The sequence below is a fragment of the Ruegeria sp. C9 genome (genome assembly GCF_056537585.1).
On sequence record NZ_JBQFRU010000010.1, the window covers coordinates 20,283 to 43,580 of the forward strand.

General features: G+C 54.4%; 20 protein-coding genes. 17 read left to right on the top strand and 3 right to left on the bottom strand.

The annotated features are described in order from the left end of the window. Nucleotide 1: 1 nt before the first annotated feature. The 3 genes from ACR0NE_RS20575 to ACR0NE_RS20585 all read left to right on the top strand — a co-directional run bounded on the left by ACR0NE_RS20575 (nucleotide 2) and on the right by ACR0NE_RS20585 (nucleotide 5,455). Nucleotides 2-4,672, top strand: a complete 4,671-nt coding sequence (locus tag ACR0NE_RS20575) for a MupA/Atu3671 family FMN-dependent luciferase-like monooxygenase (protein ID WP_170598715.1) — start codon at nucleotides 2-4, stop codon at nucleotides 4,670-4,672. Beyond that, a complete protein-coding gene (locus ACR0NE_RS20580) occupies nucleotides 4,669-4,902 on the top strand; it encodes a hypothetical protein (protein WP_170598712.1) in 234 nt (77 codons plus the stop codon). Before ACR0NE_RS20575 ends, ACR0NE_RS20580 begins: the two co-directional genes overlap by 4 nt. Before the next feature lie 400 nt (nucleotides 4,903-5,302). Beyond that, nucleotides 5,303-5,455 (top strand): transposase, encoded by a 153-nt coding sequence (locus ACR0NE_RS20585; protein WP_255612279.1) that lies wholly within the window; start codon nucleotides 5,303-5,305, stop codon nucleotides 5,453-5,455. A gap of 153 nt (nucleotides 5,456-5,608) precedes the next feature. On the opposite strand, the gene ACR0NE_RS20590 is transcribed toward ACR0NE_RS20585, so the two are convergent. Further along, complete coding sequence (locus ACR0NE_RS20590; RefSeq protein ID WP_480459929.1) at nucleotides 5,609-6,301, bottom strand: sugar transferase; 693 nt, start codon at nucleotides 6,299-6,301, stop codon at nucleotides 5,609-5,611. 687 nt (nucleotides 6,302-6,988) lie between these two features. On the opposite strand from ACR0NE_RS20590, the gene ACR0NE_RS20595 reads away from it, so the two are divergent. From ACR0NE_RS20595 to ACR0NE_RS20615, 5 genes are all read left to right on the top strand, one after another. Next, on the top strand, nucleotides 6,989-7,675 hold the full coding sequence (locus ACR0NE_RS20595; protein WP_170399615.1) for a VPLPA-CTERM sorting domain-containing protein: 687 nt from the start codon (nucleotides 6,989-6,991) through the stop codon (nucleotides 7,673-7,675). 641 nt (nucleotides 7,676-8,316) lie between these two features. After that, nucleotides 8,317-9,756, top strand: coding sequence for a UbiA family prenyltransferase (locus tag ACR0NE_RS20600; RefSeq protein WP_170399612.1), 1,440 nt, complete (start codon nucleotides 8,317-8,319; stop codon nucleotides 9,754-9,756). Continuing rightward, a complete protein-coding gene (locus ACR0NE_RS20605; protein WP_170567805.1) occupies nucleotides 9,753-10,175 on the top strand; it encodes a GtrA family protein in 423 nt (140 codons plus the stop codon). The genes ACR0NE_RS20600 and ACR0NE_RS20605 overlap by 4 nt, the downstream gene beginning before the upstream one ends. After that, a complete protein-coding gene (locus ACR0NE_RS20610) occupies nucleotides 10,172-11,497 on the top strand; it encodes an FAD-binding oxidoreductase (RefSeq protein WP_170598709.1) in 1,326 nt (441 codons plus the stop codon). Before ACR0NE_RS20605 ends, ACR0NE_RS20610 begins: the two co-directional genes overlap by 4 nt. Next, nucleotides 11,494-12,231, top strand: coding sequence for an SDR family oxidoreductase (locus tag ACR0NE_RS20615; protein ID WP_170598706.1), 738 nt, complete (start codon nucleotides 11,494-11,496; stop codon nucleotides 12,229-12,231). The genes ACR0NE_RS20610 and ACR0NE_RS20615 overlap by 4 nt, the downstream gene beginning before the upstream one ends. A gap of 136 nt (nucleotides 12,232-12,367) precedes the next feature. On the opposite strand, the gene ACR0NE_RS20620 is transcribed toward ACR0NE_RS20615, so the two are convergent. Together ACR0NE_RS20620 and ACR0NE_RS20625 are read right to left on the bottom strand one after the other, a co-directional pair. Beyond that, the gene (locus ACR0NE_RS20620) at nucleotides 12,368-13,426 is read right to left on the bottom strand and encodes an acyltransferase family protein (RefSeq protein ID WP_170598703.1); all 1,059 of its coding nucleotides are present in this window, start codon (nucleotides 13,424-13,426) and stop codon (nucleotides 12,368-12,370) included. Between the two features lie 375 nt (nucleotides 13,427-13,801). Next, entirely contained in the window at nucleotides 13,802-14,881 is a 1,080-nt protein-coding gene (locus ACR0NE_RS20625; protein WP_170399597.1) for a glycosyltransferase, read from the bottom strand. 651 nt (nucleotides 14,882-15,532) lie between these two features. Between ACR0NE_RS20625 and ACR0NE_RS20630 the strand changes: the two genes are divergently transcribed. The 9 genes from ACR0NE_RS20630 to ACR0NE_RS20670 all read left to right on the top strand — a co-directional run bounded on the left by ACR0NE_RS20630 (nucleotide 15,533) and on the right by ACR0NE_RS20670 (nucleotide 23,298). Then, on the top strand, nucleotides 15,533-16,738 hold the full coding sequence (locus ACR0NE_RS20630) for a glycosyltransferase family 4 protein (protein WP_170598700.1): 1,206 nt from the start codon (nucleotides 15,533-15,535) through the stop codon (nucleotides 16,736-16,738). After that, complete coding sequence (locus ACR0NE_RS20635) at nucleotides 16,735-17,709, top strand: polysaccharide deacetylase family protein (RefSeq protein ID WP_170598697.1); 975 nt, start codon at nucleotides 16,735-16,737, stop codon at nucleotides 17,707-17,709. The genes ACR0NE_RS20630 and ACR0NE_RS20635 overlap by 4 nt, the downstream gene beginning before the upstream one ends. A gap of 75 nt (nucleotides 17,710-17,784) precedes the next feature. After that, nucleotides 17,785-19,359, top strand: a complete 1,575-nt coding sequence (locus tag ACR0NE_RS20640; protein WP_170598694.1) for a hypothetical protein — start codon at nucleotides 17,785-17,787, stop codon at nucleotides 19,357-19,359. Further along, the gene (locus tag ACR0NE_RS20645) at nucleotides 19,356-20,228 is read left to right on the top strand and encodes a class I SAM-dependent methyltransferase (protein ID WP_170399583.1); all 873 of its coding nucleotides are present in this window, start codon (nucleotides 19,356-19,358) and stop codon (nucleotides 20,226-20,228) included. The genes ACR0NE_RS20640 and ACR0NE_RS20645 overlap by 4 nt, the downstream gene beginning before the upstream one ends. A gap of 3 nt (nucleotides 20,229-20,231) precedes the next feature. After that, nucleotides 20,232-20,867 (top strand): PI-PLC domain-containing protein, encoded by a 636-nt coding sequence (locus ACR0NE_RS20650; protein WP_170567797.1) that lies wholly within the window; start codon nucleotides 20,232-20,234, stop codon nucleotides 20,865-20,867. After that, nucleotides 20,857-21,489, top strand: coding sequence for an HAD family hydrolase (locus ACR0NE_RS20655; protein WP_170399577.1), 633 nt, complete (start codon nucleotides 20,857-20,859; stop codon nucleotides 21,487-21,489). Before ACR0NE_RS20650 ends, ACR0NE_RS20655 begins: the two co-directional genes overlap by 11 nt. Continuing rightward, on the top strand, nucleotides 21,486-22,232 hold the full coding sequence (locus tag ACR0NE_RS20660; RefSeq protein WP_170399574.1) for a glycosyltransferase family 2 protein: 747 nt from the start codon (nucleotides 21,486-21,488) through the stop codon (nucleotides 22,230-22,232). Before ACR0NE_RS20655 ends, ACR0NE_RS20660 begins: the two co-directional genes overlap by 4 nt. Continuing rightward, complete coding sequence (locus ACR0NE_RS20665; RefSeq protein WP_170399572.1) at nucleotides 22,229-22,549, top strand: cupin domain-containing protein; 321 nt, start codon at nucleotides 22,229-22,231, stop codon at nucleotides 22,547-22,549. Before ACR0NE_RS20660 ends, ACR0NE_RS20665 begins: the two co-directional genes overlap by 4 nt. Then, the gene (locus ACR0NE_RS20670) at nucleotides 22,543-23,298 is read left to right on the top strand and encodes a glycosyltransferase family 2 protein (protein ID WP_170399568.1); all 756 of its coding nucleotides are present in this window, start codon (nucleotides 22,543-22,545) and stop codon (nucleotides 23,296-23,298) included. Before ACR0NE_RS20665 ends, ACR0NE_RS20670 begins: the two co-directional genes overlap by 7 nt.

A 23,298-nucleotide genomic window follows, 5' to 3' on the forward strand; every position in this document is an offset into this window, starting at 1 on the left:
TATGCCCTTTTCAACCCTGTTGATCGGCCATGAATCCTTACTTGTGCAATGCGGAACAATGCTGCTTGAGGCCGGTCACAATATTCGAGGTGTTGTAACCCGAAATCCGGATGTGCGGAATTGGGCTGAAGGCCAGTCGCTGACGGTTCACGCGCCGGGTGCGGACCTCGCTGACCGGGTCGCTGATACCGAGTTTGACTGGCTGCTCAGTATCGCCAATCTTGATCTTCTGCCGCAGACGCTTCTGGATCAGGCCCGCAAAGGGGCGGTCAATTTCCATGATGGTCCCTTGCCTCGCTATGCCGGGCTGAACGCGCCGGTCTGGGCGCTTTTGAATGGAGAAGTTCGGCACGGCATCAGCTGGCACTTGATCACATGCGAAGTGGATAAAGGCGACATTATCACCCAGCGTCATGTGGATATCGGCGTAAACGACACGGCATTGACGCTCAACACCAAATGCTATGGCGCTGCGATGGACAGTTTTCCCGATGTCATCGCAGCGCTTGAGGCGGGCGTTCCCAACCCACACTTTCAGGACCTGAGCCAGCGCAGTTATTTTGCCCGTGACGCGCGCCCCGGGGCCGGAGCACAGATTGATTTCAGCGCCCCGGCCACACAGATTGCCACACTGGTACGTGCCCTTGATCATGGAGACTACTGGAACCCGCTGACCTGCCCCAAGCTGGACACCGGAGAACAGATCTATCTGGTTGGCCAGGCCGAGGTTCAATCATCGGAACCGGCCGCACCGGGTACAATTCTGGCCCGCGATGCGGAAAGCTTGACCATCGCCACCGGACAGGACGCCATCAGATTAAGCCAGTTTAGAGACTGTTTTGGCAAAGGGATCACGGCGGCAGACATCGCCCCGGATTGCAATGTGCTCCCCTTGTTCAGTGCCGCGGACCGGGCCGAGCTTACCGCCACACTCGCCCCCACTGCCAAAGCAGATATTCACTGGCGGAAACCATTGGAAACACTGAAACATTCCGATCTGCCACTGATTGAGCGGAATGCGCCCGCATCCGCGGTGATTACACATATCGTAAATGGAAGCGCCACATTCGAGAAAGCCGCCACTGCGCTGGCCGCGCTTTTCCTGCGCCAAGGGGGAGGTGATACTCTGAATCTGGCTCTATCTCTGCCCGAAACGGCCTCAGACTATATCAGCGACTGGGTGCCAGTCACCGTGTCATCGGGTAATACCATGGTAGAGCTACAGGCCGGGCTGACACAGGACATCACTGCGGCCCGGGCACGTCGCGGGTTTTCCATTGACCTGCCCGCGCGTCTGTCCCGGTCCAGAGATGATCATTTTGCTATGCCGCAGCTTGGCTTGACGGATACAAACGCAGAGCTGATCCCCGGCACCAGCCTGACCCTGTCGCTTGTAGAGGGTCAGATTCAGCTCTGTGCCGACAGTGGCCATATCAGCGCCGAGGCGCTGGCCCTGATCGCCGCCCGGCTTGAGGCCATCATGGCACAGTTGGATACCCCAGAGACGGTTGGAAAACCCATCCGCGATCTATCCCTGATGTCTGAAGCCGAGCGGGTGAAAATCCTGACGGAATGGAATGCGACCGACACGGACTATGATCACACGACCTGCATTCACCAGCACTTTGAAACCCAAGTCGCCCGGACGCCCGACGCCACTGCGCTGGCTTTCGAAGATCAAAGCTTTAGCTACGATGCCTTGAACCGTGCGGCCAACCGGGTTGCGCATGTTCTGCAGGATATGGGGGTTGGTCCCGGCACTTTGGTCGGGTTGCATGTCAAACGCTCGCCGCAGCTTGTGATCGCAGCTCTGGGTATTCTCAAAGCTGGCGGTGCCTATGTGCCGATGGACCCTTCTTACCCGGCGGATCGCACTGCGCTGTATCTTCAAGATAGCGCCGCACCCGTTGTCATCACCGAGACCGATCTCGCCCGGAACTTGCCGGAATCCGGGGCGCAGCTACTGTCAATCGATGCGGATTCGCGCCTGTCTGCTGCGGCTGACAGCAACCCCGACAGCACCGTGACGGCAGATGATCTGGCCTATGTGATCTATACGTCAGGTTCGACCGGACGACCCAAGGGCGTGATGATCGAACACCGCAATGTATCGAACTTCTTCACCGGCATGGATGGGCGTATTTCACATGACCCGGCAGGTGTCTGGATGGCAGTCACCAGCTTGTCCTTCGATATTTCCGTGCTGGAGTTGTTCTGGACACTGGCCCGCGGTTTCAAGGTTGTTCTGAGCGATGATGATAACCGCGCCCTTGTGGCGGGCGACAGTACCCCTGCGCGCGGAAGCACCGGACGTGGCATGGACTTCAGCCTCTATTACTGGGGTAATGATGACGGCGTCGGGCGCGATAAATACAAATCCCTGCTAGAGGGGGCAAAATTCGCCGACAAGCACGGATTTTGCGCTGTCTGGACGCCCGAGCGTCACTTCCACGCCTTTGGCGGTCCCTATCCGAACCCATCAGTCACTGGCGCAGCCGTCGCAGCCGTCACCGAGAACCTATCGGTCCGCGCGGGCTCCTGTGTCGCCCCCCTGCACCATCCGGCCCGGATCGCCGAGGAATGGGCCATCATCGACAATCTGACCAACGGACGTGCGGCGCTGGCGATCGCTTCTGGCTGGCAACCTGATGATTTCGTTCTGCGCCCAGAAAACACCCCGCCGGACAACAAGCCAGCCATGCTGCAATCCATCGATATCCTGCGCAAACTCTGGAAGGGAGAGCCCGTCGAGTTTCCAAAGAAGTCCGGAGAAATGCACGCTGTTGTCACTCAGCCCCGGCCGGTTTCGAAGACGCTTCCAGTATGGGTCACCACAGCAGGCAACCCGGCAACCTGGAAAGAGGCTGGCGCCATCGGCGCAAATGTCCTGACCCACCTTCTGGGACAAAGCGTCGATGAAGTCGCTGACAAAATCGGTCTCTACCACAGCGCATTGCGCGAAGCAGGCAATGACCCGAAGGACCACACAGTCACCCTGATGCTGCATACATTCGTCGGAGCGGATCGTGAAGAGGTACGCGAAGTGGCGCGCGAACCGATGAAGGATTACCTGCGCTCCGCTGCAGGATTGATCAAACAATATGCCTGGGCCTTCCCCGCCTTCAAGAAACCCGAGGGCGTCAGCAATGCGTTCGAACTGGACCTGGGCTCGCTTGAAGAAGAAGAACTTGAGGGCATTCTTGATTTCGCCTTCCTGCGGTATTTCGAAGACTCGGGTCTTTTTGGCACGGTCGAAGACTGCTTGGCGCGCGTCGAAGAGCTCAAGCGCATTGGCGTGGATGAGATTGCCTGTCTGATCGACTATGGCGTCCCGGTGGATCAGGTGCTTGAGGGGCTTAAACCTCTGGCCGAAGTTCTGCGCCTGTCCAATCAGGATACAGAACCGGCCGAGGATGATTTCTCGATCGCAGCGCAAATTCATCGCCACAAGGTTACGCATATGCAGTGTACCCCCAGCATGGCGCAGATGCTGGTGATGAATGACGAGGCCCGTCAGGCGATGGCGCGCCTCAAGCACATGATGATCGGGGGCGAGGCGCTACCCGGCTCACTGGTTTCGGAATTGGCCGAGATCACCTCGGCACATGTTGAGAACATGTATGGGCCGACCGAAACCACCATCTGGTCGACGACTGAAACTGCAACTCCGGTGTTGGGTACGGTCAACATCGGTCGACCGATTGCCAATACTCAGGTTTATGTTCTGGACGAAGATCAAAACCCACTACCCACTGGTGTCGCGGGTGAGCTTTACATTGGCGGGGCTGGCGTTGCCCGTGGGTACTGGCAGCGTGAAGACTTAACGGCCGAGCGTTTTGTGCCTGACCCATTCAACAACCAACCCGGTGCTCGGATGTACCGGACAGGAGATCTGGCGCGCTGGCGTCCGGACGGGCGACTCGATTTCCTGGGGCGGGCGGACCATCAGGTCAAGCTGCGCGGATACAGGATTGAATTGGGAGAGATCGAAAGTGTTCTGGATGCCCAATCAGGCATTCGCCAGTCCGTTGTTATGGCCCGCGAAGACACTCCGGGCCTGACCCAGTTGGTAGGCTATCTGATCGCGGATGGCGACCTGAATGAACGGGCGCTGCGGGATACGCTGACCGGACAACTGCCCGAATTCATGATCCCCGCACATTTCGTTACGCTGGACAGCTTTCCACTGACACCCAACAAGAAAATTGATCGTAAGGCGTTGCCAGCCCCTCGGCCCCGCAAGGCCGCTCCAACCACGCAGACCCAGGTGGTGCAAACCACCGACCCCGCACCCGCAGCAGCATCGGGTGGAACGGCTGTTCGACAGGTTGCCGCGATATGGTCCCGGATTCTGGGCATTCAGGATATCGGCCCGCGCGACAATTTCTTTGACCTTGGCGGGCATTCACTACTGGCCGTACAGGCGCATCGGGAAATCAAGAAAGAGCTAAATGTTCCGGGTCTCAGCATCACGGATATTTTCCGGTTCCCAATGTTGGGTGTACTAGCTGCCAAGATCGAAGAAAAAACAGGGGGCGCGGCTGGAACCGGTTCAACTTCAGAAACCACCCCGACAACGGAAGGATCTGTCCAATCTGACAAGGCCGCAAAACGCAGCGACGCCATGTCGCGCCGACGGGAAATGCGCGCCCGACGTCAAAAGCAGGCGTGACAGAACTTGATCTGATCCGCGCTGAATTACGTGGCTTGGTCGACCCCGAGGTTGGGAGCGGTGTCACCGATCCCAAGGCGCCCGAAGGCGCGTTATTTCCCAAAGAAGCCTCTGCTGTAGATCGTGCCGTCCCAAATAAAGCAGGTCGTGCGGCGGCCCATCAAACCACGGCAGAGATCGGCCACCATGAAAGCTCTGTCCTGATGGTCCCTGATCGCAGCTTAATCTGACCTGCGGGCTTAGTAGGCTCCATTACTCATTATGAGGGTACCTGCAAAGCTGTCGTCGCTAATGATCAGGTAGTTCGCAGTATCGATATCTAACCCAACACACCCCTTTGATCCTGATTTGGAAGAAGTAATTTGCACCGCGGCGGAGCGGGCTTGGCTTACAACTCAACTTCAGAAACAGTGTCCCTGCGTCTCTGCCTAATCCCCCATCGGCAGAGCCCTGAGCTATATTGCCAACACTGGGACGCCTGACCGTGTTCCTTGAAGATGGTCGCTTGGATCACTCGCACCCTGACCGCCATCGCAAACGGTCATAAGCAATCCGACATCAGCAGTCTGGTGTCCTGGGATTGCGCTGCAGACGTGTGATCGGCGCACCGCTTACTTGCAATCCATCCGCGTGGATAATGTAGAATGCGTTTTGGCACGGGACCATGCCTATATGTTCATAACGGTACCACCACATCTGGCGTTGTCGAAGGCCATGCAGCGGATCAAGGGGCGCTCATCCCGCCGTGTTCAGATGGCATTTCCGGACTTGCTCAAGCGCTAGTGGGGAAGGCGGTTCTGGGTTTGCTGGAACTTCACCACAACTTCGGAAAATATCACCGACGACTTCATCATACGTCATCAGGAGTTACAGTCCAAACGCGATGCTGCCGACGTCAGCCTGTATGTGGTTCACTTGTCCGAAAAATAGTGCGGATCAATATCCGGTACCACGCAACACAACACCGACTGTCGCGAATATAATGCCCAGATCAGTGCGTAAAGACAGTTGTCCAGCATACGAAGTGTCAAAATCGGCACGGCTGGCAAAGCTGCTGGCATTACGCTGAGATACCTGCCACAGGCCAGTCAGCCCGGGGCGCATAGAATAGTAAGCTTTACCCGGATATAAATTTTTTTGTTCCGGCATCATCGGGCGTGGACCAACAAGGCTCATTTCACCGGCCAGAACATTCCAGAGTTGCGGCAACTCATCCAATGATGCCTTACGCATCAATTGACCGATTTTTGTGACGCGCGGATCGTTTTTGAGCTTCTGGGTTTCGTCCCATTCACGCTTGGCAGTTGGGTCTCGCGTCAGGTGATCTGCCAGCAAAACATGCGCATTGGGAACCATGCTGCGTAGTTTCCACATGGTGAACTCTTTGCCATCACGGCCAATACGCGTTTGTCCGTAGAATGGATTGCTTCCATCTCGCGCGACAAGCAATGCCAAAAACAACAGAGTCGGCAGGACGATCGGCAAGGCCAGAAGAATCAGAGCAATATCAAGGATGCGTTTAAAGAAGTTTGAGTAAACGCCCACCTGCGGAAAGCGATATACTCCATGTTCGACCTGAATAATAACAGGTTGTGGTTCTCTCGGAATATCAGTGTATTGAACTGTCACTTTTTAACTCACAAACACATGAATCACGGTGGATTCATACTCGTTACAACACGCTTACCAGCACTCACATCGAACCGAGGCCGCAAAAAATCAATAAAGACCCCAATTATGGCGAAAATTCTGCCACGCCACAACGTTAACACATTTTAACTCGGGTCCACAAATAGTCATTGTCCACAAATCAAAAAATCTTACGGCGCTCCAACAATCCTAAGTTCCAGGCGCGATGAATGTTTCTGGTTTCGCTACTCTTATGGCCGTCTGGCGATTTTTGATGCTCGAGCGGAGACAAAAGGAGAGTTGAGAATATCGGCTACGATTCTCAATTGTTCCCAAGCCGCACGCAAACAAGTTTTTGGTTAATTGGATGATGTTTTCCGATAGTTCCGAAGCAGAGCGAAATGATTAAAGATCGACAGCGATCCTCGGTGCTTCGACGCGTCATTGTAAGACGACCAATTCGTAGTCTTGTACTTTGTGGCCCCCCAGCTGCTCATGCGCTCCAGCCATCACGCAGGTTTCGCAAGATGTGTCACCTCAGGCCATTTGTGCAATAAAACCCGACAAAGCCTACTGGCTTGTAAAATGATCGTAAAAAAGCTAATTTCATTCAGTATAGTAGGATAATAATGTCGAAATGACATAACTCACGACTGGTACCTAGTTTTTTAGGGGGTAATGATTGAAATGTTTACAAAACAGATCGGGGCGGGATTCGCCGCCGCTATCGTTCTGTTGTGCGCAACGTCTGCGGGCGCAGCAACGATAAATTTCAACGTTGACCGCAGCTATACCAATGGCTCTAATAATTATACCAGTACGGATGGATCAGTAACCGTCGGCGTGGATGGTGTTCGGGTCAACAACTCAGGCACAATCATCAATACTTCTAATTTCTGGACTGCAAGCTGGGATGGGGCCAGCAATCGCAGTGGATTGGGCGTTTATGACTGCCGCTGGCAAAACCGGTGCTTGGACAATCATTTGATCGACGGGCGGGGCCCGGACGAATTCGCGCTGATTGATTTCGGCGACCTGACAGTTGAAGTGACATCGGTCACCTTCTCTTACTGGGACCGCCGCGATACGTTCGCATTCGGCACCTATGACAGCTCTGTGCTTCCGGCCACAGCCGTGATTTACGAAGAAAACTTAGGTGACGGAAACTCTAATCCTTACACACATTACTTTGGCGCAGGAGAGGTCACAGGCTCGCTCATCGGGTTCGGCGCTGACAGCTGGCGTGATAACTTCGCACTACAAAGCATCACGTTCAATGTGTTGTCTGCGGTGCCCTTGCCTACTGGTCTCGCACTGCTTTTGACAGGGTTATGTGGGCTCGGGTTTATGCATCGTCGCCGTCAATTCGCCTGACCAAAAGCGCAATATTCTGATTGAAAGCCAGCGCACTTCACAAGCTGGCTTTTGTGGCGCTTCAGAAGTATGTTCCACTTCCAAAGCCACATTTCATTTGACGGTCTGGACTGGTGCCATGGCGGCTTTATCGATACTCGGTCTGATCGTCGGAACAGTTCTGAAACTTGCCTCTCAACATAGTGTATGGAGCGCTGGAGCACGTTTATTCGACAATCTCACCCGCGGGTGGTTTGTGTTAGCGCTTCTGCTTGTAATGGCCGTCTTCCGCTTGGGGCTTTGCCGTCTTGGGGCGCTTGAGCGCACCCATCGACCATGTTCTCGCCCACAATGGAGCGCGAGTCGTGGCGCTGGAGGTCTTTTGCGAGCGTCATGAAGTATGGCGATGATAAAGGACGCAATCTTGCAGGACTTCAAGGCATGGCCTATACAATGATTGGGTTTAAATTACGGGAAACATTGCGATACTACAGGCATTTGCGGAATTACGCGATCGCGTCCAGCCCCCCATTTCTCTTAGTATAGGTTCTTTTGCCTCATTCTGTACCGGATACCAAGAATGCTCCGTTTGTCTGAGATACCACCTCGTGTCACTTTAATATGGAGGCTTGTTCTCGTGGCGTATTCAGGAGATTAACAGTATGGAACTGGACCAGTTGAAAGACCAGCGCATACTTGCTGTCGATCTCGACGGCACGCTTCTGCGGTCTGACATGTTGTTTGAAAGTTTCTGGTCAGCGACCAGCCGGGACTGGCACGCGCCTCTGGGTGCTGCATTTGCGCTGGCTGGAGGGCGGGCGGCGCTCAAACGCAGTCTCGCGGGGCGGATGGATATAGATGTCACGACGCTGCCTTATGACCCGCAGGTCATCGATTATATCAATGCATGGCGGTCGGAGGGGGGAACAGTTTTTCTGGTCACGGCGTCCGACGAGACGATTGCCCAAGAGATTGCCCAGCATCTTGATATTTTTGATGGCGTCTACGGCTCGAACGGGGTCCGCAATCTCAAATCCAGTGAAAAAGCCGCCTTTTTGACCGACCAATTCGGGCGCGGTGGCTATGCCTATATGGGGGATGCGGAGGCGGATCTGCCGGTCTGGGAGAGCGCAAATAGGGCGGTCACGGTCAACCTACCTGCGCCCCTGCGCCAACGTGTTGACGGTTTGGGGTTGGAAGTTGAACATTTGTCCACCGCCCAACCCGGCCTGCGGGATTATCTCAAGGCGATCCGGGTGCATCAATGGCTGAAGAACCTTTTGGTCTTTCTGCCGATGTTGGCGGCCCACCAGCTCGACGCCGAGACCTTTCTGCAAAGCCTTCTGGCCTTCGTGGTCTTCTCTATCGTGGCCTCCAGCATCTATGTTCTCAATGACTTGCTCGACTTGCGCTCCGACCGGGCGCATCCCACGAAATGCAAGCGCCCCTTCGCGGCGGGCACAATCCCGATCGCTCATGCCACCTACCTGATCGCCGCGTTGATGGGGCTGGGCCTGATCCTGTCCCTGTTTCTCGGTGGAGCCTTCATTGGGATTATGCTGCTCTATGTCGTTGTCACTACGCTCTATTCGCTCTGGCTGAAACGCAAAGCGATCATGGATATCGGCACATTGGCTGCGCTCTATACCACGCGGATCATCGCAGGCGCCGTGGCAACGGGTATTACGCTGTCGATGTGGCTTCTGGCCTTCTCGATTTTCTTCTTCCTGTCGCTGGCCATCGTGAAACGGCAGGCGGAATTGATGGACAGTGCTGCGCGCGGCAAGCTCAAAGCTGCCGGGAGAGGCTATGTTGTCGATGACCTACCTGTTCTGGTCATGATGGCTGTAGCGTCCGGCTATGTGGCCGTCCTGGTTATGGCGCTCTACATCCAGTCGCCTTCGGTTTCGGAGCTTTACACAAACCCCAAATTTTTGGGCGCCATCTGCGGCATCCTGCTCTACTGGATCTCCCGGGTCATCCTGTTGGCGCATCGTGGCCAAATGCACGAGGACCCGGTCGTCTTTGCTGCACGAGATCGGCAAAGTCGGATCTGTGCTATATTGATCATCCTCGTCGCCGCTGGTGGGACGCTGTTGTGAGCATCATACGTATAGCGGTTCTCTATGCCTTGTTTGCCGTGATCGCGACAGTGATCAACCTCGGCGTCCAGAGGCTGGTTCTGTCGTGGAACAGTGACGCAACTGGCTTTGCGCTGGCGGTCTTTTGCGGCACGCTCGCGGGCCTCGTCGTCAAATATACCCTCGACAAACGCTGGATTTTTGCCGATTTCAGTACAGGTCTCAAAGCGCACGGCCAGAAATTTACGCTCTACACGATCATGGGAATTGTCACGACAGCGATCTTTTGGGGTACGGAAACAGCGTTTTGGCTGATCTGGGACACGGATATGATGCGTGAACTTGGCGCTGTGTTGGGGCTCTCGGTGGGTTATGTCGTCAAATATTTCCTCGATCGACGCTTTGTCTTTCAGAATACCCAAAAGGCGGCGGCGGTATGACAGAGCTTTCGGGCTGGGGCGGTTTTCCCAAACATTATGGGGTGGCAACAGAGCCTGTGAACGAGACTGCATTGGTCGAAGCTGTCACGGCTGGAGCGGTGATCGCGCGCGGCAATGGGCGAGCCTATGGTGACAGCGCGATTGGCTTGCGCAGCACGGTCAATATGCACAGGTTCAACCACATGCTCAGCTTTGACCGGCAAAGCGGAATTCTGGTGGCTGAGGCGGGCGTTCTGCTCAGTGATATCATCCCGGCGTTTTTGCCTCATGGATGGTTCCCCCCGGTCACGCCGGGGACGAAATTTGTCACCCTCGGAGGCATGATCGCAGCGGATGTTCATGGCAAAAACCATCACAAAGATGGCAGTTTCCGCAACTTCGTGGACTGGCTGGACGTGATGGATACCGAAGGCGTCGTGCATCGCTGCAGCCGCAATGAGAAACCCGAGCTGTTCGAGTGGACAATAGGTGGCATGGGGCTCACGGGTATTATCTTGCGCGCCGGAATCCGGTTGAGAGCGGTGCCCTCTGCATGGATCCGGCAGACCGCGCAGGCCCTTCCCAATCTCGACGCCGTCATCACTGCTTTTGAAGCGGCACATGAGGCCACCTATTCGGTTGCCTGGATCGATTGCCTGCAATCTGGTGATGCCCTTGGGCGAGCCATTCTGATGCTGGGGGAGCATGCCATACCGGAAGAGTTGTCCGATGACGCGGCACGCTACCCGTTCGAAATCCCGAAAAAGATGCGGCGCAGCGTCCCCTTCGCGCCGCCCTTCAGCCCGTTAAACAGCCTCACGGTTCGGGCTTTTAACGCGCTTTATTACTGGAATGGATGCCGCAAATCCGGGACCAGCTTTCTCGATTATGACAGCTATTTCTACCCGCTCGATGCCATCCACGGCTGGAACAGGATCTATGGGAGACGCGGCTTCATGCAGTTCCAGTGCGTTCTGCCGCTGGAGACATCGCGCAAGGGACTTCACGCGCTGCTCAAGACTACCTCGCAGGAAAAAGCCGGTTCCTTTCTTGCCGTACTCAAACGGTTTGGGCCGCAGGATAGCGCCTTCTCCTTTCCCATGCTGGGTTATACACTGGCCCTCGACTTCCCCGCCACGCCTAAGATGATCGCGTTGATGTGCAAGCTGGACGAGATCACGTTGGAACATGGCGGGCGTTTTTATCTCGCCAAGGACAGCCGCATGAGCGCACAGACATTGCATGCCTCCGATCCCCGTACTGAGCAATTCCGGCAGATGCGAACGCAACTTGGTGCAGCGGAGGCATTTCAGTCACATCAATCACAAAGGCTGGATCTATGAGCAAAGGAACAGTCCTGATTCTCGGCGCGCGCTCCGATATCGGTCGTGCAACAGCGCATCGCTTTGCCAAAGAAGGCTATGACATCCAACTTGCTGCACGCGATAGTACCGCGCTGGAAAAGACCCGGACGGATATGGCTTTGCGTCACAACGTGGAGGTAAGCCTACACGACTTTGACGTGCTGGACAGTGCCGCGCATACCGGGTTCGTCGACGCTCTGCCTGTCTTGCCGGACGTGGTGATCTGCGCCATCGGACTGATGGGGGATCAGATCGAGAATGAACGTGACATCGAGGCTGCTACCCGCGTGATGCGGAGCACCTATGAGGGCCCGGCGCACATTCTGGGTCTTCTGGCGGAGCGGTTCGATGCGCGGGGTTCCGGGCAGATCGTGGGCATCAGTTCCGTGGCGGGCAATCGCGGACGGGCCAAGAATTATGTCTATGGCTCCGCCAAGGCAGGCTTTACCTCCTATCTCTCCGGCCTGCGCAACCGGATGGCCAAACGCGGGATCCACGTAATGACGGTGCTGCCAGGGTTCGTGAATACGCAGATGACCGCAGGTATGGACCTGCCCGAAAAACTGACGGCAGAACCCGAAGAGGTGGCTGATGCGATCTTCAAGGGCTTACGCAAAGGCCGGAACATCATCTACGTGCGCCGCATCTGGTTTGTGATCATGGCGATTATTGGTGCGATCCCGGAAGGCGTATTTAAGAAGATGGATATTTGACGCGCTGTGCACGTGCAGTTCGCGCCAGCAAAAGCCCTTGGTGGGTCCGCTCCGCTTCTCTAGATTTAGCAAAAGTGAATACGCGCGGGATCAAGACCGCAGGGGGGTAACAAAATGTGCGCGACGACGGTTCGGGCTATTTTAGAGAACGAAAACCACTTTTAAAGTGCACGTTTCCGATGGTTGTCGTTAGCCACCTTCTGAAACGCATTTCGACAATGTAATAACTCAGCAAAGATGTAATGTACGTTATAGTACAAACAGCGATGACCAGCCAAAAATCGTTACCACGTGAAAAATCCATTAGGGCTCCAACCAACAGCAAAACGGGCACGTGAAACAGGTAGGTGCTATACGATAGATCACCCAAGTGAGGCCCAATTTTGCCTACACCTGACGACAGTTTAAGAAACACATCCTCAGTGAGAAAAAAGCCAACAACCATCGCGACTGAAAAAGCCTCTTTGTACCAAGGGAACCTTAACTCTAACGACGCTAAAGCGACGCTGGCGCATATAGCAGCGATGGTATAGCGACGCCTTCTTGGCCATTCCTGCATACGGAAGAGTTTAATTCCAACCAAATATATCAAAACACCAAAAGCAAAATTAAAGAGTACGATGTTAGATGCAATTGGTCCGACTGGAAGTCCGAAACGGCCACCAATTGGCAACGCTAAAACTACAGCTACGGCGATCACCAAAGACCATTTTTTGTTAATCAATAAGGCAACGGCCAGGATTGCGTAAAAAAACATCTCGAAATTAAGTGTCCAGCCCACTGTAAGAACTGGGATGTAACCTATCCCAGATGCGTGTTCATGAGGGATAAAGAGCATTGAAAACAAAACGTCCCTCAAGGTTGACCCATGCAGGAAACTTACGGCGTCCCAATTCGCGAACGGGAGAACCGCCAAAAAGACCACTGTCGCCAGCCAATAGGCCGGTATGATGCGGGTCGCTCTATCCCGACAAAACCGTGCCGCTGAGACATGGCCGCGAGAAATGGACATGGCCATAACTAAACCGCTGAGAACAAAAAAAATGTCGACGCCGAGGCTTCCGTGATAAGTAAAGAACGCCTCTATTTTGTTTTCAGGCTCAAAGTCTCGATATACCTGAATGTAATGATGAAAAACGACCATCCAGGCTGCTAGAGCTCGAAGCCATTGGAGGCTAACCACTTTTTCTGTCATTGGGCGCTATGATTTATTTGTTTTCAGGATGTTACATATATCAGACGTTTGCTTTCAGTGCTATAGACGCTGTCGTTTTCCAGTTTATAGAATGGCTTTCTCAATGGTCCCGATGACTCGTACATTTTGACCGGGAATTTGGAGGCGATGGCTTACGACCTTTAATGCTCTTCTAATTTAAGTTGCCTAATATATCAGTTCGAAAGCTGGTGGCAGACATTCCCGGATTCAAGCCGAGGTGTCCGTCAGGAAACAGCCTCAGCTTTCCGAAAAACTGACGGCGGAAAACTCGGGCAGAAAATCCGAGTTATGAACTTCAGAACAGAGAGCAATCTAGGTTGCGTTCCAAATTTCTAGCAAGAGGCCACAGCAAATTTAAGTCTCGAGTATGCGCTGTTGACACACCGGATACCATGCTTCCAGTTCACCAGGGGGCATATTCGGAATTTGGCGGGACTGGCGTATTGCGCTCAGGATACCTCTGGCCTGCGGGAGGGTCAGCCGCTTTTGAAGAATATCTTTCAAGAACTCGGCCAGCAGTTTTCGTCGGAGAAGTGGGCGGAAGCGCCGTTTTGCCAATGCGTTTCCGTGTTTTGTGACCAGCAATGCCTGGTTCATATTGCTCAGAACAGTTGTCTTGTAGCGGTCAATTCGCCCCGTCGCGATATTATAATGATTAAGAAGCGCCTTTTCTGCCGTGACCAGACTTTGCGTTCGGGAAATCCGGTAGCTCGCATCAAGATCCTCGCCGGGGCTATAAGAACGCAACAGGTTCTCAAAAGGTTCACGAAGAATGCTTTCACGACGGAAGGTCATGCGACAGCCGTGAAAGAGCCGCTCGGGCCAAACCGACATTCCCTGAACCTCAACAGGTATCGGTAGGTCAGGAAATTTTCCTTCATATGGAATGAATACTTCTTCCTGATGCATCAGGAAGACCTTACGCCAGATGAAGTACTTTATCCGCCCCACCCAGAACCAGCGGCTTTTTATTGCTTCCTGTCGATTGTCTTGCTTTTGCGGACCCCTACTCTCCATTAGATGAGGAGGCGCGTCTGACAGCGCGGCCTGCACGCCGCCTATCTGCTCCTTTGTATCCGCCTCATAGATCTTCATGATTTCTGAAGCACAAGTCGGATACATCAGGGAGTCGTCGTCAATAAGAAACACAATGTCGGCCCGCGCCTCTGATACTGCTGTGTTACGTTGCACCGCTGTCGAGCCAATGTCACATGTCCTATAAACCATCCGGATGCCTGAATCTGGTTCGATCAATGCTTTGATTGCACTTGCGTGGGTTTCCCAGTCAGGGCTGGTGTCAATGACAATGATTTCACATGGCGCCCGTGTTTGCGCCAGCGCCAACTCTATACATGTCCGGAGAATATCAGGGCGTTTGTTAGTTGCAATCAACAGGCCCCAGCTCAGCGGCTTAAATTCAGTCAAATCAGTCATGTAGTGCCGCTAACCTTTTCATCTAACACGTGCTCGGCTCGATCCCGCCTTGCGGGTTTGTCAATAGGTGTCAATCGAGATCACTCCCGGGATGCGCACGGCGATACTAACAATAGTGATATCGACATAAGGGGAATCAGCTGGTGGTTTCATGACCTAACCTAAACATCAAATAGCGGTCATTTTCACATCCACATAGACAGAAATCAAATTGACTGGAGCGGATCAAGCGAGGACCTTTGTGCGAGGATCGAATTCGGGCCGGTGTCGTGACCAATTTTGACGCAATGGCAGAGGCTTTGCAAAGCAAGGTAACATCAGTTGCAAAATTTCTGTCTTGAAAGGGTTCTGGATTCAGAGGCTTCATTCTATGCATGGTCCAACGCCAGGCTTTGCCGGCAATTTTTGAAGACAATAGATCATGAACAGACACATTCTTTTAATTAGGGGAACAGGTTTTGGACTTGCACACCAATGCCCGTACGAAGACCTTTGGCAAAGCGTATCTACAGTCGGTCAGGTAGAGCTACGGTATCCTTTGCTGACTTCTCCCCAACCTGGGGGCTCCTGGAATTCGCAATGAAGCATGGGTTTCGGTCCATAAGCAAAAGCATTCGGGGCCTTTCCGGCCACGGCAAGGTGTAGTCCCAGATGCGCGTAGCCTACCTGATTAACCAATACCCTGCGATCAGCCATACCTTCATCCGTCGCGAGATCCGGGCCCTGGAGGACATGGGAGTCGAGGTCGAACGTTTTGCGCTCAGGGGCTGGGACAGCGATGTTGTTGATACGCTGGACCGCGAAGAGATGGCCCGGACCCGTCACACACTGAAAGATGGAACCGCCCGGCTGATACTGGGGGCGCTTGTCTGGGGCCTGCGTCATCCGCAGGCATTCTTGCGCGGCCTGAAGTTGGCGTTTTTGATGTCGAAGGGGGCCATTCGCCCCTGGCCCTATCACCTGATCTACCTCGCCCATGCTTGCCGGATCATGACCTGGCTCGAGGGGAAGGAAGTGAGCCATTTGCATGCGCATTTCGGCTCTAATTCAGCGGAAATCGCCGCCTTAGTAGAGGCTTTGAGCGGCCCGGGCTTCAGCTTCACAACGCACGGGTCAGAAGTTTTTGATGATCCCAAACGCCATGCCCTACCGCTGAAAGTAGACCGGGCGCGGTTTGCGGTGACTTCTTGCGCATACATTGGCAGCCAGATGATGTACAATGTGCCACCCGCGCTCTGGTCAAAAGTTAATGTTGTGCATTGCGGGTTGGCGGCCACGGCCTTTGCCAACGATGCAACACCTTTGCCGGATGCGCCGATTTTCCTGAGCGTCGGACGTTTCAGCCCTGAAAAGGGACATTTACTGCTGATTGAAGCCTTTGCCGCTGTACATGCCGCTCACCCCGGGGCGCGGCTGGTGTTGGCAGGCGACGGGCCGATGCGCGCGATGCTGGAAGATCACATTGCACAGCTGAACCTTGAGCAAGCGGTGAGGATCACCGGCTGGGTGACATCAGATCAGGTGCGTGCGGAATTGCGCGGTGCCCGTGCGTTGGTGCATCCAAGCTTTACCGAGGGCTTGCCCGTTGTGATCATGGAAGCCATGGCCGAGTACCGACCAGTCATTTCGACTTATATAGCGGGCATTCCGGAACTGGTTCAGGATGGGCAAACAGGTTGGTTGGTACCGGCCGGGCAAGTGAAGGATCTAACCATGACGATGCTGGCCTGCGCAGACATGCCCGCTGAAAAGCTTGAGGCAATGGGTCAAGCCGGATTCGACCGGGTGCGTGCGCGCCACGATGCGTCTGTCGAAGCTGCCAAGTTGAAAGCCTTGTTCAAGGCCCTCGGGTCATGAAGGCGGTTTTGAAACGGGGAGCGCTTTGGGCGCTGACCACGCCACCAGTCTATGGGTTGCTACGTCGTCGGGCGTTTCACGGAAATCCCGTGACAATCCTGTGCTATCACACACTCCGGCCGGCCAGCGAGCAGTTGGATGCATGGACTGCGCTGTCGGTTGATGCGTTTCGTGCGCAAATCGATCTGCTGCGGCAGGACTATGATATCGTATCTCTGGACGATGCATTGGCTCCTACCACTAGCGACCGCCGCCGTGTGGTGCTGACTTTCGATGACGGGGAATTGGGGCTCTACGAGCACCTGTTGCCGATTGTCCGAGCTGAAGCCCTGCCGGTGACTGTCTATGTTGCCACCAAACAGATCGAAACCGGCCGGGCCTTCTGGTTCGATCGTGTGATGAATGCATTGCAGAGTGCGGGCACCACAAAGATCAAACTGGATGGCATTGGATCCTGGCAGATCGGACCTGACCGCAGTAAGCTGCGTTGGGCTCAGATCGGCCCGGTATTAGAAGCTTTGAAGGCGGTAAATACCAGAGACAGAGACGCGTTAGCCGACAAAATTATCGCGCAGACAGGTCAGGAGACCAAAGGCTTCACTCCGCTTCAACCCATGAGCCTCCCACAGTTGCAGGAACTTTCGGCGGAACCTCTCGTAACCATCGGATCACACACCCACAGCCATGAATTGCTGGACCAGATATCACTTGATGACGCAGGCGCCAGCGTCGCGCGATCGCGCGATCTGCTGCAGGGCTGGACCGGGCAAGAGATCCGTCATTTCGCCTACCCCAATGGCAATTACACGCCCGACTTAATGAAAATGCTTTATGATCTGGGTTTTGTCAGCGCCACGATCCTGGAGGATAGGCATATGGCGCCTGACGATCCGCAGCAGGCTCTGCCCCGGATCGGTATAGGCCGGTATGATGGGACAGCTAGATTTCGATTGCGGATGGTGGGGATGTGAGGTTTCGCGCAAATTGGGTTTGTTATAAGCAATAGCAATATTGATGACACATTTTTCAGGCAATAGCGCTAGGCCATGACTATTCTAACCGAAAAAACCACATTTCGCCTTATTGTGGCGTCTCTGATCCTGGGCACGGCCTATAGATTGTGGCCGGTTGTGGCGGGCACCCCAGCGCTGGCCCAATTCTTCATGACTGAAGACGGCTATCTGATGCTGACCATCGCCCGCAATATGGCGATCGGCCTGGGGATGTCGGTCTCAGACGGCACAACCGCGAGCAATGGTGTGCAGCCTTTGGCCACGTTCCTGTTTTCGGTTCCTTATCTGCTGACCAACGGCGACAAGGTTTTGGGATTGACTGGCGTGCACCTGATCGCGGCAGCCATATCGGTAGGTGGACTTTTTGCAGTTCGCGCATTGGCGCGAGATCTGTTGCGGGGGCAAGACGACAATCCACTTTGGCCCTGGTTCGTGGCGGCCCTTTGGTTTCTCGGGCCATTGTTGCTGTTTCATACGATGAACGGGCTGGAGACCGGACTTTACACCGCTATGATTGCGCTGACGCTCGTTCTGTTCGGCGAAGTGTTGGCAAAGGGTCCGGGAGCAACCTTTGCGGACCGAATGATCTTGGGCGCGGCCTGCGGCGTGACTTTCCTGGCCCGTAATGACGGTGCCTTCCTGGTGACTGCTATCTTCCTTGTCTGGGGCCTGCATAACCTGATCGTGCAGCGAGACAGGTTCGTTAAAGTTGTCGCCGACCTGCTTCCACCCGGTGTGCTGAGCCTGATCATTGCGGCACCGTGGCTGATCAACAACTATGTCAACTTCGGTTCCATCGTGCCTGTCAGCGGCACTGCGCAGGCTCTGAGTGGCGGCTTTGCCAAGAACGTTGATTTGTTGCCCGCTATCCTGTTTGAAAATACTTTTCCGATGTTTCCAATCCCGGCGGTATTGCAATCTATACCGGCGTTTCAAGTCATTGCGTTGCTGTTGGTGTTGCTCATCGTTGCAGTGTTTGTGATCCAAACCTGGAAACGCGGAGGTCCGGCGCGGTATGTGACCGTGGCATTCCTAATATTCGCCACCGTACTCAGCATCTATTACGGACTATATTTCGGTGCAGGCTGGTTTTTAAGTCGCTATCTGGCTCCTTTTGCGCCTTTCACGATTATCGCTGCGGCATCAGTTCTGTTGACAGTGGTGGGACGTATTACTCCTGAGCGGCATGCTTCAATGTTCAGTTTTTTTTGCTTGGCAGCTTTGGCACTTTGCTTAGGCCTTCTGGGCCGTGCCCTTGTACCGGGAGTGCGCGATCAGGGGCATTTTCAGGTTGTCGACTGGGTGACTGCAAACGTGCATGCCGAAACATGGGTTGGCGCGGTGCAAACAGGGACACTGGGATACTGGCACGATCGAACGATCAATCTGGATGGCAAGGTCAATCCTGCGGCACTTCAGGCGATCCTGACAGAAGGCCATGTGCTAAACTACGTACTTGAGAGCCCAATTGAAGTATTGGCAGATTGGCAGGGAATATTGACCTGGCTGGAAATCGAAAATCAGGGAGCCACGACCTTTTCCTATACTTTTGAGGTGCTCGTGCACGATACAGCCCTAAACTTGGGTGTTCTGGGGCGTATCAAATGAAATTCGACGTGCAAGCGATTGAAAATATCCGCGAAGCACTTTTGGGTCACGAGGGCGATGATCTGATCCGCTTTATGCACGATCTCGCGCTCGGAAAGGCCTCAGAGGATCACGGGGCAGAGTCCCGGGCCAAGGCCCGTGAGTTAGAATGGGTCGGATCGGACGGGCACAGGACAGAGCTTGGCATTTGCGCTGAAGATTCTTGTCGCGAATACCAATTTTGGACCGAACGCCAAAGGGCACTGCCTTTCGAAGGGGTCGCTCCTCAGCTTGCCATTGAGCGCTTTCGCGGGCGCCGCGTGCTCGAGATTGGGTCCGGCATGGGGACAAACCTGATGTCCTTTGCATTGCAGGGGGCCAAGGTAATGGGCGTCGAACCTATCGAGGCTTATGTTCAGATGGGTGCCATCTTCTGTGAACGCGAAGGTATGGACCCGCCGGAAGTGCAACAGGGTTCGGCCGAGGCTTTACCATTTGATGATGGTGAGTTCGACCTCGTCCTGTGCGTGTCGGCCCATCAATATTTCGATCTGGCGCCAGCTTTTGCCGAGATCAACCGTGTGCTAGCTTCCAGTGGAGAGGCCATCATCATTGGGGGCACGCTTTGGTCTTATTTCTTTGGAACTGTCGCAGAGCTTCCCTCCAATCCGAGAAAGCTGAAAGGTCTGACGATTACGACGCTTAACACGCTGAGCTATTCCTGGCTGGGGCAGCGGGTTGTGCCAGCGCGCAACAGATTTTCCACCTCTCGCCCGATTTACCCAGGAAGGAGTGCAATGACACGGATGCTTCGGCGCGCTGGTCTGAAAAACGCGTCCCCTCCCACGCAGGTCGAGACAGAGACTTGTTTTCATGTGAAATCCGAGTAGGACATGCAAATTTTAAGTCATAGAGGTTATTGGAAGACCGAGGCGGAAAAGAATGCACCGGTGGCCTTCACCCGATCATTCGAACTGGGATTCGGTACCGAAACCGACCTCCGCGATTTGGGCGGCGATCTGGCCATTGCGCACGATCCGCCAAAGGCCGGTGCCATGCAGGCCGAAGAGATGTTCGCGATCCACGCTAAGGCAGACCCGAGACTGACACTGGCGCTAAACATTAAGGCGGACGGTCTGCAGGTGATGGTCCGGGATCTACTGGATCAATTTGAAGTGCGCGATGCTTTCGTCTTCGACATGTCGGTACCGGACACGCTGCACTGGCTCAACGCCGGGGTCCCGGTTTTCACCCGCCATTCTGATGCCGAACCGGAACCACCTCTTTATTCAGAGGCCGCAGGCGTCTGGCTGGACGCATTCTGGACCGACTGGTGGGATCGCGATGACATCTCACGACATTTGGATGCGGGAAAACGCGTGTGTGTTGTTTCACCTGACTTACACAAACGCACCTATGAACCAGTATGGGAGCGCCTCGCAGTATGGGATGTCTCCAGACATGAAGATGTTCTGATTTGCACTGATTACCCGGAAGCGGCCAAGGAGTATTTTAATCATGAAAATTGAGGCGGTTATATTTGATATGGATGGCGTGTTGATAGACGCTAAAGAATGGCATTATCATGCTTTAAACCGCGCGCTAGAGCATTTTGGCTACACGATTTCACGGGCCGATCACCTGTCGACCTTTGACGGATTGCCAACGCGCACCAAGCTGGAGATGCTGTCCAAAGAACGTGGTTTGCCGCGAGGACTGCACGGGTTTCTGAACACGCTGAAGCAGAAATTTACCGTCGATCAGGTGCATGTAAACTGCCATCCGGTCTTTGTGCATGAATATGCGCTATCAAACCTCAAAGCCCGTGGCTACAAACTGGGTCTGGCCTCGAATTCGGTGCGGAACAGCGTCGAATTGATGATGCAGAAAAGCGCACTGGACGGTTATCTTGATGTGATGCTTTCGAACGAAGATGTCTCCAAGCCGAAACCCGATCCTGACATGTATTTGACGGCTTCTGCCAAGTTGGGACTGCACCCCGACCAGTGTTTAGTGGTTGAGGACAATCAAAACGGCATCAAAGCAGCCGAGGATGCAGGTTGCCATCTGCTGGTGGTACAAAGCGTCTATGATGTACAACTGGATCGCATCCTGGATGCCATTGCTCGTGTAGAGGAGGGCGAGGTATGAAAATCGTGGTTCCCATGGCCGGCAGCGATGAGCGGTTTCGCAATCACGGTTTTCCTTTTGCCAAGCCGGTGATCGAGATCGACGGACGCCCGATGATCGAACATGCCACTGACTGCCTGAATGTGATCGATGGCGTGGAGTTTGTCTTTATCGTTCGCAAGGAAGATGATCTGCGCTTTCACTTGCGCGAGGTTTTGCAGCTTTTGCACTCCAATTGTCATATCGTCCGCACGGAAGGTGACACCGCTGGAGCAGCTTGCACGGCACTGCTGGCGGTTGAGCACGTGGCCAATGATGATGAGCTTCTGATCGCCAATGCCGACCAGATACTGGCATTCGACGTGGCCGCTGCAATCTCTGATTTCCGCAAGCGCAAGCTGGACGCCGGGACGGTCGTGTTCGACAGTGTTCATCCCCGTTGGTCTTTCGTGAAAACCGATGAAAACGGCATGGTCATTGAAGCGGCGGAAAAACGCCCGATCAGCCGCAATGCCACGGCGGGGGTGTATTATTTCAGGCGCGGACAGGATTTCGTGGATGCAGCGCAGACCATGATCATGAAAGGAGCCGATGTGAACGGAGGCTATTTCGTCTGCCCAACCTTTAACGAGCTGATCCTGTTACAGAAATCGGTCGGCACCTATCAGGTCGATCGCGCGCAATACATTTCGTTGGCAACACCGCAGGCGGTCGAAGACTATGAACAGGAACTGATCGCCCGCCGGCGAGAGGCAGCTTCATGAAGATATTTCGTCTGGAAAACATGACCAAGGGGTGGTTTGTCGGCGATTTTGATCCTGTGGTGCTGCGTACTCGAGATGCCGAAGTGGCAATGAAATCCTACGAAGCAGGCGCGAAAGAAGCTCGTCATATGCACAAGATTGCCCCCGAGGTGACGTTGATTGCCACAGGTCGGGTCCGAATGAACGGCATAGAATACGGCGCTGGCGACATCATCCTGATCGAACCGGGTGAGGCGACCGATTTTGAGGCTCTCACCGATGTGACCACCGTTGTCGTCAAGACCCCAAGCGTGACCGGAGACAAATACGAATGCTGAACATTGTAGTCCCAATGGCCGGTCGGGGAAGCCGGTTTGCTGATGTAGGCTATGATCTGCCCAAGCCCCTGATCCCAATCCACGGGTTTCCAATGATCCAGGTTGTGATCGCCAACTTGACGCCGTCTGTGCCACACCAGTTCCATTTCCTGATCCTGCGCGAGCACGACAGCGAATATGGTTTGGCCGGCAAACTGCGGGGCTGGGCACCGGGCTGCACGATCACCTATGTCGATGCGGTGACTGAAGGGGCGGCCTGCACCGTTCTTCTCAATCGTGCTGCCATCAACAATGACGATGCGCTGATGATCGCCAATTGTGACCAATACATTGATGCCGACATTGATGCCTATTTGGTCGATATGGGCACAGCCGATGGGCTGATTATGACGATGTGGGCTGATGATGACAAATGGTCCTTCATACGCCGAGATGACAGCGGTCGCGTTACCGAGGTGGTCGAAAAGGAAGTCGTTTCGAACGAGGCGACGGTAGGCATATATAACTTTGCGCACGGCCGCGATTTTGTGGCTGCCGCAGATGCGATGATCGCCGCCAATATCCGCGTGAACGGAGAGTTCTATGTGGCTCCTGCTTACACGAAAATGATCGAACAAGGTGCTGCGATTGCCTGTCATTCCATTGGTCGAGTTGGCGCCGGGATGCACGGCATCGGCGTACCGGATGATCTTGATGCCTTCCTGGCGGCACCAGTGTCGCAAAAGGCCATCAATGGCCTAGCGGGATAA

Coding starts and splice junctions, on each gene's coding strand:
- ACR0NE_RS20575 (WP_170598715.1), top strand. CDS start 2: ATGCCCTTTTCAACCCTGTTGATCGGCCATGAATCCTTACTTGTGCAA.
- ACR0NE_RS20595 (WP_170399615.1), top strand. CDS start 6,989: ATGTTTACAAAACAGATCGGGGCGGGATTCGCCGCCGCTATCGTTCTG.
- ACR0NE_RS20600 (WP_170399612.1), top strand. CDS start 8,317: ATGGAACTGGACCAGTTGAAAGACCAGCGCATACTTGCTGTCGATCTC.
- ACR0NE_RS20610 (WP_170598709.1), top strand. CDS start 10,172: ATGACAGAGCTTTCGGGCTGGGGCGGTTTTCCCAAACATTATGGGGTG.
- ACR0NE_RS20615 (WP_170598706.1), top strand. CDS start 11,494: ATGAGCAAAGGAACAGTCCTGATTCTCGGCGCGCGCTCCGATATCGGT.
- ACR0NE_RS20620 (WP_170598703.1), bottom strand. CDS start 13,426: ATGACAGAAAAAGTGGTTAGCCTCCAATGGCTTCGAGCTCTAGCAGCC.
- ACR0NE_RS20625 (WP_170399597.1), bottom strand. CDS start 14,881: ATGACTGATTTGACTGAATTTAAGCCGCTGAGCTGGGGCCTGTTGATT.
- ACR0NE_RS20630 (WP_170598700.1), top strand. CDS start 15,533: ATGCGCGTAGCCTACCTGATTAACCAATACCCTGCGATCAGCCATACC.
- ACR0NE_RS20635 (WP_170598697.1), top strand. CDS start 16,735: ATGAAGGCGGTTTTGAAACGGGGAGCGCTTTGGGCGCTGACCACGCCA.
- ACR0NE_RS20640 (WP_170598694.1), top strand. CDS start 17,785: ATGACTATTCTAACCGAAAAAACCACATTTCGCCTTATTGTGGCGTCT.
- ACR0NE_RS20645 (WP_170399583.1), top strand. CDS start 19,356: ATGAAATTCGACGTGCAAGCGATTGAAAATATCCGCGAAGCACTTTTG.
- ACR0NE_RS20650 (WP_170567797.1), top strand. CDS start 20,232: ATGCAAATTTTAAGTCATAGAGGTTATTGGAAGACCGAGGCGGAAAAG.
- ACR0NE_RS20655 (WP_170399577.1), top strand. CDS start 20,857: ATGAAAATTGAGGCGGTTATATTTGATATGGATGGCGTGTTGATAGAC.
- ACR0NE_RS20660 (WP_170399574.1), top strand. CDS start 21,486: ATGAAAATCGTGGTTCCCATGGCCGGCAGCGATGAGCGGTTTCGCAAT.
- ACR0NE_RS20665 (WP_170399572.1), top strand. CDS start 22,229: ATGAAGATATTTCGTCTGGAAAACATGACCAAGGGGTGGTTTGTCGGC.
- ACR0NE_RS20670 (WP_170399568.1), top strand. CDS start 22,543: ATGCTGAACATTGTAGTCCCAATGGCCGGTCGGGGAAGCCGGTTTGCT.